Origin of the sequence: Psychrobacter sp. JB193 (genome assembly GCF_002285555.1) — a bacterium.
GTDB classification, from domain to species: Bacteria; Pseudomonadota; Gammaproteobacteria; order Pseudomonadales; family Moraxellaceae; genus Psychrobacter; species Psychrobacter alimentarius.
In genome coordinates this window covers 156,827-177,207 of sequence record NZ_NRGY01000003.1, presented here as the reverse complement: position 1 = coordinate 177,207, position 20,381 = coordinate 156,827, and the positions used below count along the sequence as shown (strand labels likewise).

At 41.8% G+C, this 20,381-nt stretch carries 20 protein-coding genes; 4 read left to right on the top strand and 16 right to left on the bottom strand.

The genetic code is table 11. The features are described from left to right. Positions 1 to 93 precede the first annotated feature (93 nt). Together CIK80_RS13955 and CIK80_RS13950 are read right to left on the bottom strand one after the other, a co-directional pair. On the bottom strand, positions 94 to 666 hold the full coding sequence (locus CIK80_RS13955) for a hypothetical protein (protein WP_095570528.1): 573 nt from the start codon (positions 664 to 666) through the stop codon (positions 94 to 96). Between the two features lie 236 nt (positions 667 to 902). Continuing rightward, complete coding sequence (locus CIK80_RS13950) at positions 903 to 1,862, bottom strand: D-Ala-D-Ala carboxypeptidase family metallohydrolase (RefSeq protein ID WP_095570527.1); 960 nt, start codon at positions 1,860 to 1,862, stop codon at positions 903 to 905. A gap of 258 nt (positions 1,863 to 2,120) precedes the next feature. Between CIK80_RS13950 and rodA the strand changes: the two genes are divergently transcribed. Together rodA and CIK80_RS13940 are read left to right on the top strand one after the other, a co-directional pair. Further along, a complete protein-coding gene (gene rodA / locus CIK80_RS13945; RefSeq protein ID WP_062845930.1) occupies positions 2,121 to 3,263 on the top strand; it encodes a rod shape-determining protein RodA in 1,143 nt (380 codons plus the stop codon). 1,044 nt (positions 3,264 to 4,307) lie between these two features. Continuing rightward, positions 4,308 to 4,922, top strand: coding sequence for a septal ring lytic transglycosylase RlpA family protein (locus CIK80_RS13940; protein WP_095570526.1), 615 nt, complete (start codon positions 4,308 to 4,310; stop codon positions 4,920 to 4,922). Between the two features lie 286 nt (positions 4,923 to 5,208). Here CIK80_RS13940 and radA read toward each other — a convergent pair whose 3' ends face one another. From radA to CIK80_RS13885, 11 genes are all read right to left on the bottom strand, one after another. Continuing rightward, entirely contained in the window at positions 5,209 to 6,645 is a 1,437-nt protein-coding gene (gene radA / locus CIK80_RS13935) for a DNA repair protein RadA (protein ID WP_095570525.1), read from the bottom strand. A 268-nt stretch (positions 6,646 to 6,913) separates the two neighbouring features. Further along, a complete protein-coding gene (gene lptB / locus CIK80_RS13930; RefSeq protein WP_062844706.1) occupies positions 6,914 to 7,693 on the bottom strand; it encodes an LPS export ABC transporter ATP-binding protein in 780 nt (259 codons plus the stop codon). Positions 7,694 to 7,781: 88 nt separating this feature from the next. After that, on the bottom strand, positions 7,782 to 8,264 hold the full coding sequence (gene lptA, locus CIK80_RS13925; RefSeq protein ID WP_179207253.1) for a lipopolysaccharide transport periplasmic protein LptA: 483 nt from the start codon (positions 8,262 to 8,264) through the stop codon (positions 7,782 to 7,784). 190 nt (positions 8,265 to 8,454) lie between these two features. Continuing rightward, complete coding sequence (gene lptC, locus CIK80_RS13920) at positions 8,455 to 9,039, bottom strand: LPS export ABC transporter periplasmic protein LptC (RefSeq protein WP_095570524.1); 585 nt, start codon at positions 9,037 to 9,039, stop codon at positions 8,455 to 8,457. Beyond that, positions 9,036 to 9,602 carry an HAD hydrolase family protein gene (locus CIK80_RS13915; RefSeq protein WP_095570523.1) on the bottom strand — a complete coding sequence of 189 codons (567 nt, stop codon included), beginning with the start codon at positions 9,600 to 9,602 and terminating at the stop codon, positions 9,036 to 9,038. The genes lptC and CIK80_RS13915 overlap by 4 nt, the downstream gene beginning before the upstream one ends. 39 nt (positions 9,603 to 9,641) lie before the next feature. Then, complete coding sequence (locus tag CIK80_RS13910; protein ID WP_095570522.1) at positions 9,642 to 10,634, bottom strand: KpsF/GutQ family sugar-phosphate isomerase; 993 nt, start codon at positions 10,632 to 10,634, stop codon at positions 9,642 to 9,644. Positions 10,635 to 10,853: 219 nt separating this feature from the next. Then, entirely contained in the window at positions 10,854 to 11,381 is a 528-nt protein-coding gene (gene hfq / locus CIK80_RS13905; RefSeq protein WP_095570521.1) for an RNA chaperone Hfq, read from the bottom strand. A gap of 428 nt (positions 11,382 to 11,809) precedes the next feature. Then, positions 11,810 to 12,952 (bottom strand): tRNA (adenosine(37)-N6)-dimethylallyltransferase MiaA, encoded by a 1,143-nt coding sequence (gene miaA, locus CIK80_RS13900; protein WP_095570520.1) that lies wholly within the window; start codon positions 12,950 to 12,952, stop codon positions 11,810 to 11,812. Positions 12,953 to 13,107: 155 nt separating this feature from the next. Further along, entirely contained in the window at positions 13,108 to 14,889 is a 1,782-nt protein-coding gene (mutL, locus tag CIK80_RS13895) for a DNA mismatch repair endonuclease MutL (protein ID WP_095570519.1), read from the bottom strand. 59 nt (positions 14,890 to 14,948) lie between these two features. Further along, the gene (gene tsaE, locus CIK80_RS13890; RefSeq protein ID WP_095570518.1) at positions 14,949 to 15,491 is read right to left on the bottom strand and encodes a tRNA (adenosine(37)-N6)-threonylcarbamoyltransferase complex ATPase subunit type 1 TsaE; all 543 of its coding nucleotides are present in this window, start codon (positions 15,489 to 15,491) and stop codon (positions 14,949 to 14,951) included. Continuing rightward, positions 15,484 to 16,086, bottom strand: a complete 603-nt coding sequence (locus tag CIK80_RS13885; RefSeq protein WP_095570517.1) for a 6-carboxytetrahydropterin synthase — start codon at positions 16,084 to 16,086, stop codon at positions 15,484 to 15,486. Before CIK80_RS13885 ends, tsaE begins: the two co-directional genes overlap by 8 nt. 351 nt (positions 16,087 to 16,437) lie before the next feature. Between CIK80_RS13885 and CIK80_RS15535 the strand changes: the two genes are divergently transcribed. Continuing rightward, positions 16,438 to 16,560, top strand: a complete 123-nt coding sequence (locus CIK80_RS15535) for a hypothetical protein (protein ID WP_021815223.1) — start codon at positions 16,438 to 16,440, stop codon at positions 16,558 to 16,560. 56 nt (positions 16,561 to 16,616) lie between these two features. On the opposite strand, the gene CIK80_RS13880 is transcribed toward CIK80_RS15535, so the two are convergent. After that, a complete protein-coding gene (locus tag CIK80_RS13880; protein ID WP_062844716.1) occupies positions 16,617 to 16,949 on the bottom strand; it encodes a YnfA family protein in 333 nt (110 codons plus the stop codon). Between the two features lie 6 nt (positions 16,950 to 16,955). Beyond that, positions 16,956 to 17,768, bottom strand: a complete 813-nt coding sequence (locus CIK80_RS13875; RefSeq protein ID WP_095570516.1) for a PhzF family phenazine biosynthesis protein — start codon at positions 17,766 to 17,768, stop codon at positions 16,956 to 16,958. Between the two features lie 240 nt (positions 17,769 to 18,008). Here CIK80_RS13875 and htpX point away from each other — a divergent pair, with 240 nt between their 5' ends. Then, positions 18,009 to 18,923: a protease HtpX gene (gene htpX, locus CIK80_RS13870; protein ID WP_095570515.1), complete on the top strand. Its 915-nt coding sequence runs from the start codon at positions 18,009 to 18,011 to the stop codon at positions 18,921 to 18,923. A gap of 125 nt (positions 18,924 to 19,048) precedes the next feature. On the opposite strand, the gene CIK80_RS13865 is transcribed toward htpX, so the two are convergent. Continuing rightward, positions 19,049 to 20,323, bottom strand: a complete 1,275-nt coding sequence (locus tag CIK80_RS13865; RefSeq protein ID WP_095570514.1) for a saccharopine dehydrogenase family protein — start codon at positions 20,321 to 20,323, stop codon at positions 19,049 to 19,051. Between the last annotated feature and the right edge of the window lie 58 nt (positions 20,324 to 20,381).

Below are 20,381 nucleotides of genomic sequence, written 5' to 3'. Positions count from 1 at the left end.
ACATGTAAATAAGGGGGAATGCTTTATGCATTGCCCCTTATTCACTATAAATGCCACTAATATTTATATTTAATCCAATCTAAAATCTAACAATCAATCAGAAACCGTTACCGCCACATCATACATAAGATTTTTAGGTTTATAAGTTGCCCCGTTGTATGCCAACCGAATCACATGTTTGTCATAAGAATCGACTTTATAGTCGCCATTGGCAAAATTATGCATCATAGGTACTACCAATAGCGCTTCGATTTGACTGTTATTGACTTTGACTGAGATGCTCTGACCGCTACGTGGATACAAAAAATAATCGCAATAGTTGTCTATCATAACTTCTTCAGTACGTTCAATGACCTGACTGCCCACTTCTTCTTGTATCAGTTTTGGACAAAGATCGGTACGTTCAGCAGCCAATCTGGCGTAAGAGTTTCTGATACTCTCTTCAACCTCTTCCGCATTTTGTGCCTTTCTATCAAGCTTGGCAGACTTATCTCCCGTCAATGATTGGTCCTCAGGAGAAGTCTCTGGACTACAAGCACTCACAAATACCAAGAATAGAAAAATCAGACCAAACACAGCCACGGCTATATTGTTTGGTCGTAGAAAAGTCCTTTTTGGTTTACCAGAATCATCATCTTTGGGTATTATTGAATACCGTTTTTTCATAAATCCTGCTCATAATAAGTGCTGTTTTTTACTTTATAAATCAAAGAATATAAAGTGAATAAAACCTACTATTAAAGCACAATTTATGAGCGTTAGAAAATTTATGATGACTTAGCCGTCTATCTTTTAAACTTACGATATTTAACTTTCCACACCGATTTTATCAACATGATTGTACTTTCTATCGCTCTATAAAATATTCATTTGATGGTTGAATGCGTTATAAATCGAATCAGTTAATAGCGGCAAGAAGAGCTACTACTAGCATGGTTAAAGCCCCATTTGCGATAGCCATCCGTATCTAAATGAATGGCGCCCGTGGCATACAATCCCAAACCAAAATTATGCTCCTTTCCTTGGTATTGCCAAAACTGACACAACCCATCTTGCATGGTGCTGCGTTGCCACAAATTATCTTCGTACTCTGGTACCCAAATATCCATAGCGCTGCCATTCATGTGCTTACTACTATCTGCACCACCTGCACAATTATTTAAGCCAGGACTACGATATACTGAGCGTATCTCACTGGTGGCTGGAATAATGCCTTGGTTTTTGAGTTCAGTATACAAACGCAAAGTCGGTACTATATTTGCCCATAATTCTTGCGGTGGTAACTGATAAGGCTCATAACCACATTTGTCCCAGCTACGAGCTGTAGTAAGCAATTGAGACAAAGGTGGTACATTTCGTGCCCCTACTCTTGTAGTCAGATATCGATGATACTCTGCGACTTGCTGAGCACGATAGCTATTGCTGTTTAGCCACGCATTAAAACCTATATTGCTAGAGTCACTATTGTTGCTGTTGTAAGTATTATTTGCGGTACTGTATTTATTATAAGTGGTGCTATATACAGGCGTACGGCGATTGATATTCACCTGTTTATTCTCTTGAATCGATATGCTTGCATTGGGAGTAAAATCACGCTGTTTTTGAGCGATTAATCCTTGCATACTATCACCAGTATTTGCACCGCTTAGTATTGTCACACCAGGACTGTGATTTGAAGCGTTTGTAGAAGAGCTGATATAAGCATTACCATTATCGGCACTATTACCATGACGTATTTGAATACGGCGCTCACTGCTGTCACTCAACAAAGCTGCATGAGCAGAGAGGCTACTGGCACAAATAAATAGTACAACAAGCGGTTTTTGAATCTGTTTGTAAGCAGAATTTTTTGTGTTGGTCATTGCAAGAAACTACCAATAAAAAGGTTTTATCGATACTATCAAATTTTTGATAAGCAGGCTAAACTATCGTCTCTAATTATAGAGGTGATATTCGTAATTAACACTTATCCTCACAGTTTTTATAATTACGTGATTTTGGTACTTGCGCGTTACCTTATTGTTGACATCCAATTAGAATAGACACAGTATCGTCACATTTTAAGCCTTCTTTTTAAGCAAAAACTTCCTCCTACATCAATTGCTAGTCACTCTTTGCCTATGTCTTCTAACCTGCAGTATCGTTTTTCACGTCAAAGCCATCACTTAGGTCAAGGTCATGCACCGACACTATGGCAACGTATACATATAGATCCTTGGTTGACTCTTCTCTTGTTAACGGTTTGCTGTATTGGTCTGACGATTTTATACAGTGCTTCTGGTCAGGAAGTGAATATGGTCCTACGCCAAATGGTCAGCTATGGAGTGGCTTTTTCGGTTATGTTTACCATGGCGCAGATACCACCCAGTATCTATCGCACCTTCACGCCTATCTTTTATGTGCTTGGCCTAGTGCTGTTAATTTTGGTCGATATCATCGGCGAAGTACGTATGGGTGCCCAGCGCTGGATTAATTTACCCGGATTTGGCAGTGTACAACCATCTGAATTTATGAAACTGGGTATGCCAATGATGTGTGCTTGGTTTTTATCCAAACGTGACCTGCCACCTTCTTTTTCGAGTATTGCGATTACCTTAACTTTAATCGTTGTTCCCGTGTTACTGATTGCTAAAGAACCTGATCTTGGTACGTCGCTGTTAGTAGCAGGTAGTGGCATATTTGTACTGTTTTTAGCGGGGTTATCTTGGCGATTGATTTCAGCCGCTGCCATCTTAGCTGTACCTTTTATTGCTTTTGCATGGAATTTTTTATTACATGACTATCAGCGTACACGTGTATTGACCCTACTTAATCCAGAAGCCGATGTACAAGGAGCTGGCTGGAATATCATTCAGTCAAAAACAGCTATCGGCGCAGGTGGTCTGACAGGTAAAGGCTATTTGGAAGGCACACAATCTCATTTGCACTTTTTACCAGAAGGACATACTGACTTTATCATCGCCGCTTTTTCCGAGGAGTTTGGTCTGTTAGGCGTCATGCTCTTGATGTTTATTTATTCTTGTTTGCTTATGCGCGCTTTGTATATTGCATTTACACATCCTGACGTCTATAGCAGATTATTAGCAGGCGCTATTGCTATGTCTTTCTTTGTTTATGTATTCGTTAATGTTGGGATGGTCAGCGGTCTCTTACCTGTCGTGGGTGTACCTTTACCTTTCATTAGCTATGGCGGTACAGCTATCGTCACCCTGATGGCTGGGTTCGGACTGCTGATGTCTATTCACACTCACAAAAGCAACTAGCCTTAATACTACCAAACTATATATGAATCAATGGTTTGCTGTCACTTTCATCCTATTGTGCCCTTGAAATGTGTCAGTAAACCCACCACATAAGCCTTCTCGCTATAATCAATATAGTGCAAAGTAATTATTCAATCGTTATTAGATACGTAGGCGTGGCGATTTATACCCTTTCAACTGGCACTCCTATTCTATCTTTCTTGCTAACGCCCGTTTTATCTTAGTTTAAACAAAGAGATGTTGTAATCGCTTTGTGCAGATAAACGCCCTATTCATCTGTTGCTGATCTTACTAACCCAAAAATGTAATTAGTCATATTGGTAGTGATGTACATCCTTAAACTAGCTCAAATACAGTCAGACGTTCTGATTTTATAGCAGTAGTTACAAAAAATTTATTATTGTTTACTATGAATTTAGTGCTTTTATTATGTACTTTATAAGGATTTCTTCACAATTAGGCAGTTTGACACTCAAGTTCGAAAGAACTTAATCCTTGTTTTTTACAAATAATTGCGTTAACCTCGTTTTATTGCAGCTTGATACATAACCCGTACAGAGCTGCTAATAAACTTTGCATTTAATTATAGTTTGGTTATAGCCCTTACGTATAGTTAGCAGCTTATAGATTTATGAATTTCAAATACACTACTTAATTAACGTTTTAATAACAAAGTAATACGTAATACCTTGTAAAAAAACATATTAATTTAGCAAAGAAAGAAATTTTGTAAATTTGGCATATAGTGGTATTAGCACCCAGATTCTTATTGTAAATTATGGGCTTACCCGTATTACTAACTATCATTTGAGCGTTTTATAAGTATTATCGGTTATGTTGCCGTTATCCACTTATTATAATGAAATGAAAATTACCATATATTAAGACCTATAAAAGCCGCAATTTGACATCAACGATTATATGAACAGCCGGTTGATGGTAAGGCTTTAGAGCTTGTGTGAGTATTAGATTGGTCTATTACTTGTGCACTCAATCTAACAATGATTAGAGCTAGGTTTTGATGTATAAGTTATAGAGGTATCTATGAACAAGCGTTTATCTGGTCTACTTACTATGTCAGCTGTTTTATTTGCTGGCTCTGCAGTCGCTACCAATGCAAATGCGGTAGAAACAAAAACCTCTCTTGCGATGATTTCACAAGATAACGCCTCCCACATTGATCGTGTACTTGGTGAGCTTAGCCGTCAACATGATGGTGCATCAAGTTTGGTTAAATCAGCGCGTCAACCCACTTCACTAGCACTCAACAGCTCTCTATTAGCAAGCGATACTACGCTGGCCAGTAATGATGAAGATGTATTAGAACGTCTTACCGCGGTAGCTTCTAACTCAGTGAGTAAATTTAAGCAAACTGGCTTGGCGTCTTGGTACGGTCGTAAGTTCCATGGGCGTAAAACAGCCAGTGGCGAAACCTTTGATATGAATGCTTTGACAGCGGCTCATCGCTCATTGCCACTTAACTGTTACGTTAAAGTGACCAATAAGACAAACGGCAAAAGCGTCGTGGTAAAAGTCAATGATCGTGGTCCATTTCACGGTAACCGTGTAATGGATTTATCTTATGGTGCTGCTAAACGTCTAGGTATCACGAGCAAAGGTGTTGGTAACGTTGCTATCGAGCGTGTTTCAGGTCCATAGTTTATCGTTTCAGGTTCATGGTTATAAACCAGAGCAAAAAAACAGCGCCTAACTTCATTGGTAGTTAGGCGCTCTTTTTATGACTGATGCTTATCATAAAATAAGTATAGTCGACTCTACATAAAACAGATACATGGTATGGTAATGCTGGATATGCCAACGCTGAACTGGTATAAATTTTTCTTGCTTGCTGTGGCTTCGTAGATAGAGGCTGCCAAACTTCTCTTTTAAAGATAAGATCCAGTCACGCTATATTATTTTTATATTGAACTCACTATGAATGAGCTTACAACTCAAAGGCACTTTCAATCGCATCATCCAGACGCTCTACAGCAATTACATTAATACCTTTAAATTGTGGAGCATCCTTGGCAGGTGCATTGGCCTTCGGAATAATGGCGTGTTTAAAACCATGTTTCATGGCTTCTTTTAAACGCTCTTGTCCGTTGGGCACTGGGCGAATCTCTCCAGATAACCCCACCTCACCAAATACCGCCAACGAAGATGGCAATGCCCTCTCTTTGATACTGGAAGCACAAGCCAACAACACCGCCAAATCTGATCCTGTCTCGATCACTTTGACCCCACCAACCACGTTAACATATACGTCTTGTCCGCTAGTATGAATCCCGCCATGACGGTGCATGACTGCCAATAGCATAGACAAGCGCTGAAAATCTAAGCCTAGAGCCATACGTCTCGGTTGTCCTTGCGAATCATCGACCAATGCCTGCACCTCAACCAGCAACGGTCTTGTGCCTTCACGACTCACCATAACCACAGAGCCTGCGACAGGTTTATCATAGCGGCTTAAAAATATTGCCGATGGATTGGCAACTTCTTTGAGCCCCATGTCAGTCATACCGAAGATACCTAGCTCATTGACTGCACCAAAACGGTTTTTGACCGCCCGAATCATTCGAAAGCGTGAATCAGACTGACCTTCAAAGTACAATACCGTATCAACCATATGCTCAAGTACGCGTGGCCCTGCTAGCGTACCCTCTTTAGTCACATGACCTACTAAAAATAGCGCTGTACCAGTTTGCTTAGCATAGCGTGTCAAAATCGCAGCCGACTCTCGAATTTGGCTGACGCCTCCTGGTGCTGAATTGATCGCGTCAGTATAGATAGTCTGAATAGAGTCAATAATAGCGATGGCAGGCTGTTCTTGTGTCAGTGCGGCGCAAATGGTTTCAACATTGGTTTCAGCCAATACTCGTAATCTGTCAGCAGGCAAATCTAAACGCTTAGCCCGCATAGCAACCTGCGCTAGTGATTCTTCACCAGTGACATATAACGCACTACCTGCCAGTGAATCGACACGCGCCATATTGGTCGCTGTCTGTAACAAGATTGTTGACTTACCAATACCAGGGTCGCCCCCGATCAATACGACGGAACCTGCAACCAGACCGCCACCAAGCACACGATCAAACTCGCTGATACCTGTTGGCAAGCGAGTATCTAACGTGACACTGACCGCATTGAGAGGCATAACGGCACTATGAGTACCAGAGTAATTTCCAGCTGGCGCGCTAGTGCCACGAGGCGTAGCACGGCTAGCATTAGGTTTAGTCGTATTTTTATTATGATGTGGCATACTGACATTTGGCGCTTCAACCAGACTGTTCCATTCACCGCAGTCAGTGCACTGTCCAGCCCACTTTCCAAAATGCGCTCCGCAATGTTGACAGACATAACTACTTTTACTTTTTGCCATAACAGATCAGCCTTATTCAGAAGATCAATCGAGAATAATAAATAGAATAACGTGACGCTTCAATGAAGCGTTTATTTAAGAATAGTTTTTAAGGGAAGCCTATAGTCGAAGTAACTGGCTTAGTTTTATAGAAGAGGCAATACAAGATATAAGAAAAATTTAAATATAAGAAAGAAGATTAATGACCGCTGGCTCAAAATTTTACTTTAAAATTTTGATACCAGCATTAAACGTAGATACAAGCTGTGATATGTTTTGATGTATTCAACTATACTTGAAAATCTTTACCCAAATAAACCGACTTCACCAGCTCATTGTCTAACACTTCATCAGAAGTACCTTCAGCAATAATCGCACCTTCTGACACAATATAAGCCTTCTCACAAATAGCCAAAGTATCACGGACATTATGGTCGGTAATGAGTACACCAATACCCCGATTCTTTAGGGTTAAAATAACGTCTTTGATATCACCAACAGAGATAGGATCAACCCCTGCAAAAGGCTCATCTAATAAGATAAATTTTGGATTGGCAGCTAAAGCACGCGCAATCTCGCAGCGACGACGCTCACCACCCGAAACACTCATACCTAACGATTTACGTACATGCTCTAGATGGAACTCACCAATCAATTTTTCAAGTTCTTGGCGCTGCTGACTTACATTTAACTCCTTGCGAGTTTGCAAAATAGCCAAAATGTTGTCTTCAATAGATAATTTACGAAAAATAGAGGCTTCTTGTGGCAAATAGCCAATACCAGCGCGCGCACGCTCATGCATCGCATACTTAGACAAGTCCATTTTTCCTAAGGTGACACGTCCTTTATCCATATTCACCAGACCCACTACCATATAGAAGCTGGTGGTCTTACCTGCGCCATTTGGGCCTAGTAGCCCAACGACTTGGCCTTGCTCAACAGAAAAAGAAACGTCTTTAACCACCCAACGTTTGCCATAGCGTTTACCCAAATTCTGCATGGTTAATCGCGCAGCAGGTGCTGCATTACTATCAGTTATCAAAGAATCTGTATTTTTATTATCACTCATAACTTACTCATACTGTGGCGAAATACAAGCACCGCTAGAGGCATACGGACTTGTTTATGTATCGATAGATTAACTACCCGGTTTTTTATTAGCGTACACCACTTTGACTGTTATTGCCGCTTGGCGGGAAGACAAGCTCTACTCGCTGATTACCGCCTGCAGTCGCTTCAACGTCGCCAGCTTTTAGGCTATAGCGAATAACGTTACCTGCAAAACTTGCTCCGTTTTGAACCAGCTTTGCATTCCCTGTCAATGTAATGATACCTGTGACCGCATTATAATCAATTTTATTGGCTTGACCTTTTGCTAGGCCTTTCTCCTGCGTGACAACTTGCTGCATTGTCGCTGGACGTCCAGTTGCTACAGCAGAATTTATACTGCGCTGTTGAGACAGATTGACGGTGATATTATCAGCCGTCATCTTAAATGTACCCTGAGTGATGATAACACTACCAGAGTAACTCGTAACGCCTGTACGCTCACTATAAGTTGCTTTATCAGCCAACAGTTTGATTTCTTGATTGGCATCTGATGGTAGTGCATGACTATAAAGCGGTAGCGCTAAGAGCATAACCACTGGCAACGCTTGCAATCGACGCGAGCGATATGTGGCTGAATAAGAACGTATCAATGATGAGCGCAAAGTAGGCAAAAATTTAGATTTCATAAAAATCACTCGTTTTATAAGGGGGTAGTAGGATTTGCAAACTTCATGCGAACTACTGTTTTGTCATAAGTTTTTAGTATAAACGCAGCTTAGATTAGAATAGTGCTTTATCTTGGCGATCAGAAGGCGTAAAAGCAACAGCAACTTGACCGAACTCATACTCGCCTGTTTCAAGATTTGCTGTCATACTTGATGCTTCAAATCGATTCATACCTTGTTCAATCTTAACAGGCTCTTCACTATATACTTTTCCGGATTTAGTGTTCCCTTTAAGGGTGTTACCAGTTACCTTTATCGGTTCAATGTCAGACCCACCTTTGTTGCCTTCACTGACTAAGGTAAACCCCCCCGATAAATTAAGATCGCCTGTCTGCTGACTGATTGCCGCACTACCCGCTTCAATACGATAGCGTTGCTCTGGCGACGGCTCCCAGTTCATAGTGATACCTGACATCTCATCTAGATTGGTCTGTGGATTGTGCGTTAATGATTCAGCTGTAAGCTCGTATTCCGTTTCGCCTTTCTCATTGGTCTGCACGGCCTTGATCTCTGTTGCTTCATAATCAACATCAGACGTTTCCATACTGACAGGCGGCGATACTTCACCTTGCTGCTGAAAAAACCAGCCTGCAATACCAGCCACAATCAATGCAAGAATTATTAAAACACGAGTATTCACGACAAGTCATCCTGAGTTTTTGCTTCATCAAGCGTATAGTGTGCGATAAAGTCTTGATAGTGACCATGACCTTTTAAAATCAAGTCACATATTTCTCGTACAGCACCTGTACCACCTGCACGAGTCGTCACCATATCGCTACGATTAATGACTTCTGCATGCGCATTCGGGACGGTGGCAGCAAATCCTACGGTTTGCATCGCTTTGATATCTGGCAAATCATCGCCCATATAAGCACAGTCGGCAGCAGTGATGCAGAGTGCAGGATCAATAGTGGACAACAGCTCATTTAACGCAATAAGCTTATCATCACGGCCTTGCACCACATAATTGACACCCATTTCCGCAGCGCGCTTATCAACCATAGCACTACTACGACCCGTAATGATGGCTGTCAAAATACCATAACGCGCTAAAGACTTAACACCGACGCCATCTTGAACAGAGAATGCTTTGGTCTCGATACCATTGGCATCATAAATGATTTGACCGTTTGACAAAATACCGTCGACGTCCATCACTAACAGCTTCACTTGTCTCGCTTTTTTGATTAAGTCTTGCATTTGTTATCTCTTATTAAAGGCCATTTTTTAATATAGTCGTCACTTCACACCAGCTTGCAGCAAGTCATGTACAGTAATAATCGCTTCTAGGGAATTTTTTTCATCAATAATCAATAACTGACTGATACCGCTTTCATTCATCACGCTAAGCGCATCGGAAGCACGCATGGTCTTATTAACATGGCGCGGATTGCTTACCATCAACTCACGCATTGGCGTCTTTAGATCAATACCTTTTTCTAAGCCGCGACGTAAGTCACCATCTGTGAACACACCAACGACCTTATCATTGTCATCAGTCACTACTGTCATACCCAAACGACCAGCAGACATAGTAAATAGAGCTTCTTGTAATGGTTCATCTTGATGGATGAGAGGCAAATCCTCAGATTTAGTATGCATCAAATCTTCAACTCGCGTCAGTAGTTGACGACCTAATGCACCTGCAGGATGCGATAAAGCAAAATCTTCTGAAGTAAAATTGCGAGCGTGTACCAAAGCAACAGCCAAGGCATCCCCTAGCGCTAACGTCGCTGTCGTACTTGACGTGGGCGCAAGGTTCAATGGACATGCCTCTTGCGACTTACCAAGCGTTAAAACAATATCGGCTGCATGTGGTAACATCCCACGTTTGTCACGACTAATACTGATCAACGGAATATCTAATCGCTTTACAACTGGCAATAGCATTTTAATTTCATCCGACTCACCAGAATTAGAAATGGCTAGCAATACATCACCCTTTACTAGCATACCCAAGTCGCCATGTCCTGCTTCGCCTGGATGCATAAAGAAAGCTGGCGTACCAGTCGATGCAAAGGTTGCTGCTATTTTTCGACCAATCAGCCCTGACTTACCCATACCCGTAACAACCACACGGCCCTTACAAGCCAAAATAATATCACAAGCTTGCGCAAACCTATCATCTATCTGCTCGGTCAACAATGAGAGTGCAGAGATCTCGGTATTAATCGCCTCTATAGCGGTACTTATAAATTGCTCATAGGTCAAATCGACTTGGGTATTGCTCATGAATCCACTCTATTTTTATAATGAATCAGTATAGTATTTTACTATACTATGTCTAATATTAATAATAATCTACGAAATCAAGGACCGTTATCTTCATAAATGAGGCCAAACGGTTATTTTCTACCTATTCATTCAAACAAAAAAAACCCACTATTAGAAGCAGGTCTTGATCAAATAAACATATCTCAACAATGCATCTTTAATAATGCATGCACACACTTAGCCATTATTCTCATCAGAGCCGTCATTTGGCTTGTCTTCAAATCGTGGACTGTCTACTGAATTCTCAAAGCCACGGTCTTGACCAAAGCCGCCACGCTCAAAACCACGTTCCTGACTCTGACCAAAACTACCACGTTCAAAACCGCGATCTTGGCCTTGGCTAAACCCACCACGATTGAAACCGCTACGATTGGCAGCAAAACCACGTTCTTCAAAACCGCCTGCGTTGGCTGGGTTATTACTGCGCTCGAAACCACTACCTTGATAGCCAGCTGGTGCTATACCTTGAGCTTGGCTACTAGCGCCTGTGGTTGCGCTACGAGGATTACGCGCTGGCACAACCGTTGAAATCGCATGTTTGTATACCATTTGACTAACAGTATTCTTAAGCAATACTACGTACTGGTCAAAAGACTCAATCTGCCCTTGCAGCTTGATACCATTAACCAAAAAAATAGAAACAGGAATGCGATCTTTGCGCAGCGAATTCAAGAACGGATCTTGTAAAGTTTGTCCTTTTGACATGAAATCTCTCCTAAATATTATGTAGTTATATTTTAAGTGCCAATTATTTTAAGTGTTACTGTCATTATAATGGCCAAAGGTAGATACAATACTAAGTTTTCTTTTTAAAACGTATCTAAATAAGCGTTCAACGTGTTTTACTGATATTAAGTTACTGTAAATATATTCATGTGATGCGCAATGGAATAGCTACTCATCTCATTAAAAAACCATATAAACATGTACTAATCAGAGACTAACAATACCAATGTCAAGCTTATTGTTACAACTGATTTAAATTATAACAGTTATCAAAGGTGTATTTTGAAACTAATTGTCATTGCTGTATTATTTGTTTATAAAAACTTTTACTAAGCTATATGGTTAATAAACTACATTTTAAAAATGGTCTAAATTTTATACGCTTGTTTATTGCAGTAAATGGTTCATCACTGTAAATAATCTTTCGCTTGCGCCGTAGTAGTAAACATCTCTACCTTCATACCTCGATTGATAAGAGCGTTTTGATCGTCAACTAGGTTGGCTTTAATTGATGAATTTACTGAAGCATCACGTAACTGTCTTACCTTTCTTAACCACGTGTACTGACGCTTTGCAAGCTGTCTTGTAGCATATAATGCCTTATTTTGCATTTGCTGACAAGCAAGTGCCTCAATCTGTACATCTGAGGTACTTGCTTGAGATAGTGTTTGCAGCGCATTATCCGTTTTAAACGCATCATAAAACAATGCTTTGTCCAAATGCGGTTGCTCAAATACTGGATGCTCAATCTGTACTAAATACTCTAAAACTTGCCGATACCCCACGCAGCGCATAGAAGGCAAATTGGGCGTCAAAGGGTATTTATGCAGCAAATCAATGACTTCAGCTACTAACCCATCATTCCACATAATATCTAAACGCTGCTCGATGCGCTCGTGTAGCCATGAGCGATCTGGCATTACCCCTAGTGCGTACCATTGCTGATTTGGGTTTTGTGCCAATGCCTGTTTGGGCTGACCTTGCCAGTCACTGATTGGAATATTGGTTTGTAAATACACTTCGACTGCACGGGTTATGCGCTGGGTATCAGTCGCATTGAGACGCTTATGACTCGCTGAATCCACTTTACCAAGGTACTCATATAGTGCACCAATGCCTTCATCTTGTCGCCATTGTTCCACGCGTGTACGAATGTCATTATCGCTATCTGGCACAGGAGACAAGCCGTCAAGCAGCGCCATGTAATACATCATGGTACCACCTACAAGCAAAGGTATCTTGCCATTCTGGTGGCAGTTATCAATCAACTGTGCAACATCATCGACAAACTCAGCAACACTATAACTTTGCATCGGGTCAACAATATCTACCAGATGATGAGGATAACGGGCAAGCTCAGCGGCCGTTGGTTTAGCTGTTCCAATATTCATATCACGATATATCAGCGCTGAATCCACGGATATGAGCTCATAACGCCCTGTGTCATAAAGCTCGTAGGCCAAAGCAGTTTTACCACTTGCTGTTGGTGCCATCAAGCACACCACACTGTTATCCGTGAGATCATTGGATAAGCCAGACGACTGTCTCATAGAATTGCCTTTATTAGTAGTTTATATGGTAAGTAATTGATATGAGAAGTGAAATAGGTACGCCCTCAATCTAGGCAAAAGCTAATTGAAAGCCATATATTGCAAATGATCGGGCTGCTCACAATCCAATTGAAAAGTCAGTTTGACAATGACTCTTATATGGAGGTGAGCATCAATGTGACCAGTTGATTACGGTCAATCAATTTGATGGCATTGTTCACTAACAAAGTTTCAATATCTGTTATAAACAAGGCTAAGTCCTGCTGTGTCATTTGAGCACTTATGGTTGCAAGTTGTTGATTGACATCACTGGCGTAGCCTTCGCCTTTTTTAAATACGTGACTATCTAATACAGTAGATTCAAATAATAAGCCAACCTTTACTCGCCAATCCTCCGAACTAATCAAGATGCATTTCTTTTGATAATAAAATAGTAACCAAGGTAGCGGCTTATTATGACAATATTGACCAATGACAGACTCAGGCGCTATGTCATTCATGCTGGTAATAATATCTAGACAATAGGGTAAAGAGGTTGTATAAGCAGCAGATTGACTCAAAATCGTAATGGTGTCGGTATCAGTTGAAGACAACTTTGACGTACCAGTCTTTTGAATCAAAGGCTTTTCAATAAAAGAGTCTACATGCTTAGGGTATTTATCGTTCTCTGATAACTGGTAGGAAGTTTTTGGCGACTGTACTTGCCTGCCTTGGGTAACAGGATTGATTGAGGCCGTATTAGCTAGTGCTTTCTCAAATGGCTGATTGATCAAATCATCCTTTGCAGAATCAGTATTTAAAGAACCACCATTTGACGGGCTGTTGTCTTGTTGAAGACTACTGGTCGCCTTACGTGCTGCAAGCTTTGGGCGCAGCGCATGGCTCAAGTGAGCCATAATATTATTTAACGGGCTGATTCTAATTCGCTGTTTGGAGGGATGCACATTGATATTTAACCATTCAGTGGGTAAGTCAAAATAGAGTGCGTAGCCAACACCTGCAAGCTGTGCCTCTTGGGCGAGTTGTCGAAGCTGATTGCTGATTATTGCTTCTTTGACCAGTCGACCATTCACATAAATCAATTTTGGCAATGCATCGTTTTTTTCATGCATCGGCCATAACCAACCAGTGATAGCCGCATGGTTTCTATTTTGACTGACATTATATTCTGACGACTGTTGTACTAAACCCGATAAGTCCACTGCTACTTCAATAGCATCATCCGTTAACGAACGACCAATGGCTTGCTCAAGACGGGACACGGATAGACGGTTATTGTCACTATCGATAGCATTTGTAGATATAGCGCTTGCAGATAGTGACAGCCGTTTTTTCTTATCGTGAAAAAGAATGATAGTAATATCCGCTCGTGCTAATGCAACGTCGCGAACAACGGTCTCAATATGACCGAACTCGATGGCCATTGATTTTAAATTGCCTCGGCGTGCTGGCACATTAAAGTATAAGTCTCTTATCGTAATCGTCGTACCACGATTGTGTACAACGGGCGATAGTTTGGGTATATCATCCAATACCCCAGCGACCTGTAGTTGACGACCGATACCACTATTATCATGACTACTAATCAGCGTCAAACGAGAAACTGCCGCCGTCGCGGCCAACGCCTCTCCTCGGAAACCTAAGGTCATGATACCGTGCAGATTAGCCACATCAGCCACTTTGCTGGTTGCATGACGAGTAATCGCCATGATCATATCATCAGGATGGATACCAACCCCATTATCCACCACTTCGATCATCCCCATACCACCTTGAGTAACATGTACCTCAATATGGGTCGCACCAGCATCGATGGCGTTTTCAAGCAACTCTTTGACCACGGCTGCAGGACGCGTCACTACCTCACCAGCTGCCAATTGATTGATGAGCAGCGGCGATAATTTTTTAATACGGGTATCAGAAGGATTGTTGGTCATGAATAGCTATAATATATTTTAGTCAGCTGAAGATGAAAGATTATATGTTGGGGTAAAACCTAAATATTAAGTATGGATAAGTCTAGACATTGTGCTTGTCCTGTCTTGGACAGTCGCAACTCAACCTGACGAGCTTCTTTACCATCATGACCATTTGCGCTTTGCGTCAGATTGATGAATAAGTCTGGTACTGGTAAATAGCCATCCGCGCGACTGGCCCATTCAATTATCACCAGCGAATTCGGCTCGTCAAGATATTCATCAAACCCTATAAATGACAGCTCTTCTGGGTCTTGCAGACGATAAAGATCAGCATGGTAGACAGGTTTGGTTATGCCGTTTTCTTGCTCAATACGGTATGGCTCTACCAACGTATAGGTCGGACTTTTTACCGCGCCCTTGTGACCCAAAGCCTGTAGCCAATAGCGCGTCAAGGTTGTTTTGCCTGCCCCCAAATCACCTGCCAGCCAAACGCTCCCTGTCAATGGTAGCGCTGCCAATTGCTTAGCCAATGCCTGCGTATCGTCTTCGGAGTATAAGATTAACGTCTGCACATCTTTGCTATCTGTGTCGGTATGAATTTGAGCTTTATCATTATGCATCGGGCTGAACCTGCATGGTCACTGATGGATTCACAAAGCTCTCACCACGAATCAGCTTGGCATACAGATCGGTGTCGTGCCATTCAGCGCGGACTTGATCACTAAATTCAAAGTCACCTAATACGAGTTTTCCCATTTGTTCATTGGCGACATCATCTGCAAAACATTGCGCGTAACCTGTTGCTGTTTCATGAGCAATTACTGAATAAACGCTAACATCTGTCTCGCCGTTTTGCATTTGAGTTTGTTGCAAAATCTCTTGCGCCCAAAAGAAAATGACTCGTGAAAACTGCTCTGCGGAAGGTGATACTGGCAAACTAATCCAGCGCGCACTGAATTTTTTGCAGGCAGCGATATACTCAGGATCGTCTTTACTCCAAAAGCAGATGGCATGGTCAAAACTGTCAATAATGTCTTTAATCGAAGATTTTAATAAGCCAAAATCATAAACCATTTGTCCATGATCTAAGCGCTTAGCTTCTAGAATCAATTCGATCTGATAGCTGTGACCGTGGATAGAGTGTTTGCAGCGCTCAGAACTACAATTGCGAACAATATGAGCATTTTCAAATTTGAAGAGTTTACGGATACGCATAATAATCAACCAAAACAGTAAGCATCGTCGTGCTAAATGAAATTTGCCGCTTCTAGTTATCGGCTTGTTGCTCATTATAGCAAATCGTCATGTATCCGTAAGTAAGCACTTATGAATACTCGTATTGATTGAACGAATCGATACGAGCCAATTAATCTATAGGTAGATAAGACAATGGCTGGCTCATAAAAAGGCGAAAACGTAGATGAATTGTGCAAAGGCTATCTATTGCTCAATCTTAAGCCTATACTCAAGCAAGTACGCAGTGTCTGCGTCACGTGTGGCGTTCGTCTTCAAGTATAGTGACACTTACTTGCCAGACAACCTACCCGACTCCAAGAGGAAAAAACGATGAGCAAAGGTCAAGACAGCAAAAAGAACGTTAAAAAGAAACCTCTATTAACCGCAAAAGAGAAAAAAGCGGCCAAACAAGCAAAAAAAGATGACAATGGTAGTATCTTAGGTAAACACTAATATTATATGTCTCAAAGCGCTAATTGAACCCTATGGTTCGATTAGTCGTTTTTAAATCAAGTACCACGCGGTGCGAACATAATAATCGCCATCCCACACAGCGCAACCGCAGAGCCTACTATGTCCCACGTGGTTGGCCGAATACCATCAACTGTCCATAGCCAAATGATTGCCATAACGACATACACACCGCCATAAGCGGCATACACTCTCCCTACTGCCGTTGGATGCAACGTCAAAAGCCATACGAATGCCGCCAAACTAAGCACAGCAGGTATAAGAAGCCACATCGACTTACCTTCTCGCAGCCACAGATAGGGTAGATAACACCCCACAATTTCTGCAAGCGCAGTAAGCGCAAAAAGCCCAACTGTTTTTAATTCCGTCAAAACCTGTTATCCCTCAATCGTAATAAAACCTGTCAGATATTGCACGGCGTTACCAGAAACCAGCACTCTCTCCCCTGCAACCACACAGTCAAGCACACCACCTCGACTTGATGCCTGATAAGCAGTCAGCTCATTTTTGTCTAAACGCTGCGCCCACAGAGGAGCAAGCCCAGTATGCACTGAACCTGTTACTGGATCTTCCCCGCCACCATCGTTTGACCAAAAATATCTGGAGATAAAATCAAAATCACTATATTCGTCGGACGTAGCCTGACAAGTCACTACCACATTCAATGGCAATAGCTCTTTTAACTTTTCGTTATCCCGAGCGACAGTTAGCACGTCAGACTCAGCGTTATACATCACAAAATAGGCTTTTTCATTACAATAAACGTCAGCAGGTGCGATAGAAAGACCTTCTAGTAAGCCATTAGGTATTTCATTCACCTTTTCAGGCATTCTATTGGGAAAATCCATCTGGATTTTATTATTAGCCGTTTGTATGACCGTAAAGACGCCCACCGCGTTAGCTGAAAACCGAATGGTCTCTACTGTAGGGTTTTTCTTAAATAGAACAAACGCAGATGCCAATGTACCATGCCCACAAAAAGCAATCTCTTTAAATGGTGAAAACCAGCGTATATGATGAAGTCCGTTAGCGTCAGGGACGATAAACCCAGTCTCAGACAAATTGTTCTCAAAAGCAATGGACTGCATCAAATCATTGGATAACCAATGCTCTGTAATAATGACTGCCGCAGAGTTGCCTTTAAACACGGTATCTGTAAAAGCATCAATAATATTTATTTCTAATTGCATGTTACGTTCTCATTTCAACTGTTTGTATCGTTATATTAATCAATATCGGCCGTACTTTAGCATCTTTAATGAATGTTTGCTGATCTGTGTATTTTTGAGAATATCGCCCAATTTAAACCCATGATGCCATTGTTATTTACCGAAATAACGCCATTTACATACCATCAAAATATAAATAACCGCTTATTAAAGCGTTTTATTCTAAAGTTTCATTTAAACTTTTATTAGGAAATTAGCGAAATGATGCGTATTGGATTGTTTTTATTAACCAACTTAGCCGTGATTGTCGTATTTAGCATCGTGTTTGGTATTTTATCCAGAGTCTTTGGTATTGGCGGTGTACATGCAGCAGGCGGGCTTAACTATACCAGTCTTGCTATTATGTGTGGCTTGTACGGTATGATTGGTTCGATGGTTTCGTTGTTTATCTCAAAGTGGATGGCAAAACGCTCGACGGGCACGGTTGTAATTGATACGCCGCAAAACTCCACAGAACAGTGGCTGGTGGATACCGTGGCAAAACAAGCACGCGCTGTGAATATTAGCATGCCTGAGGTCGGAATTTTCAATAATTCACAGCCAAATGCCTTTGCAACTGGCTGGAATAAGAACAAGGCATTGGTTGCCGTTTCGTCCGGCCTATTGCAAAATATGACAGCGGATGAAGTAGAAGCGGTATTGGCGCATGAGATTGGTCATGTGGCAAACGGTGACATGGTCACACTGGCACTTATTCAAGGAGTGGTAAACGCCTTTGTCATGTTCTTCGCTCGTATCATTGGCAACTTTGTTGACCGCACTGTTTTCAAAAATGAAGGCGATGCGCCTGGTCTTGGTTATTTTGTCACCAGTATTGTGATGGATATTTTGCTCGGTTTCTTGGCATCTGCCATCGTGATGTGGTTCTCGCGTTTACGTGAATTCCGTGCAGATCAAATGGGCGCTAAACTTGCCAGCCGTGAAAAAATGATCAGTGCGTTAAATGCCTTACGTCCGGCTGAACAACGTCCAGATCAAATGCCTGAGAACATGAAAGCGTTTGCGATCTCTTCTGGTCAGACTCAAGGCTTTAGTATTGCCAACCTTTTCCGCTCACACCCGACGCTTGATGATCGTATTGAAGCGTTGCGAGCGTACAATCCCAATCAAGCATAGTAGGAAGCGTGATTGGCTGACTACTTCTTTAGAGTGCGATATCCCAATCCTATTTGCCAAAAAAAGCCTATCTATAAAAGATAGGCTTTTTGCGATTTATAGCAACGCTCAGTTTGATAATAAACTTAAATATCAAACTCAAGCGCTCTGTCGCCATTACTGTCTTGAATACGCGTTGGTAAGCCAATCTTATTCAACAAATTGATAAATGGCTTGGCATCCAGCTCTTCGACATTCACCATTTTGCCTGCATCCCACTCACCAGTTGCAACCAACATGGCAGCCGCGACAGGTGGTACGCCTGCGGTATAAGAGATACCTTGGCTACCCACTTCATTGTAAGCGTCTTTGTGGTCTGAGATATTGTAGATAAATACTTCGGTATCAACACCATCAATCTTGCCTTTAACCTTATCGCCAATACAGGTCTTGCCTGTGTAGTTCGGTGCAAGTGAACTTGGATCTGGCAGTACGGCCTTGACCACTTTTAATGGAATGACTTCTTGTCCTTCGGCCGTCATCACTGGCTGCTCAGACAATAGCCCTAGATTTTGCAGGACAGTGAATACATTAATATAATGCTCACCAAAGCCCATCCAAAAGCGAATGTTTGGTACATCTAAGTTGGCAGACAGTGAATGAACTTCATCATGACCACTCAGATAGCTGTTTTGCACGCCAACGACTGGCAAATCATCAGTACGCTTCACTTCAAACATCTTGTTAGACTGCCACTTGCTGTCTTGCCAAGAGTAGACCGTGCCAGTAAACTCACGGAAGTTGATCTCAGGGTCGAAGTTTGTCGCGAAATATTTGCCATGGGTACCCGCATTGATATCAATGATGTCGATATCAGTAACAGATCCTGCATCCATCATGTCATAGCCAAGACGTGCATACGCATTGACCATTCCAGGATCAAAACCTGCCCCTAAGATAGCGGTGACATTATTGTCTGCACAGCGCTCGCGACGTTGCCATTCATAATTGTTATACCATGGCGGCGTCTCGCAAATCTTACGTGGGTCTTCATGAATCGCAGTATCAATATATGCCACGCCTGTTTCAATACAAGCCTCAAGCACCGTCATATTGACAAATGCTGATCCGACATTAATGATAATCTGTACACCTGTGGCTTGTATCAGCTCTATCAATGCTTGGGTATCCATTGCATCGACTTGGTGGGTGTGCAATACCGCAGGCGCTTTAAAGCTATTTTTATCTATCACGCTTTGGGCGATTGCAATGCATTTATCTACCGTACGCGAGGCAATATGGATCTCACCCAATACATCATTATGCATGGCACATTTATGCGCAACCACTTGAGCGACTCCGCCGGCTCCAATGATGAGTACGTCTTTTTTGCTGGGCTTAACTGATTGGTTTGTGTTCAAAGAACAATCCTCCTTTGTGTTCCTGTAGATACCATTAATAGTGGCTATGCAAAGCAGA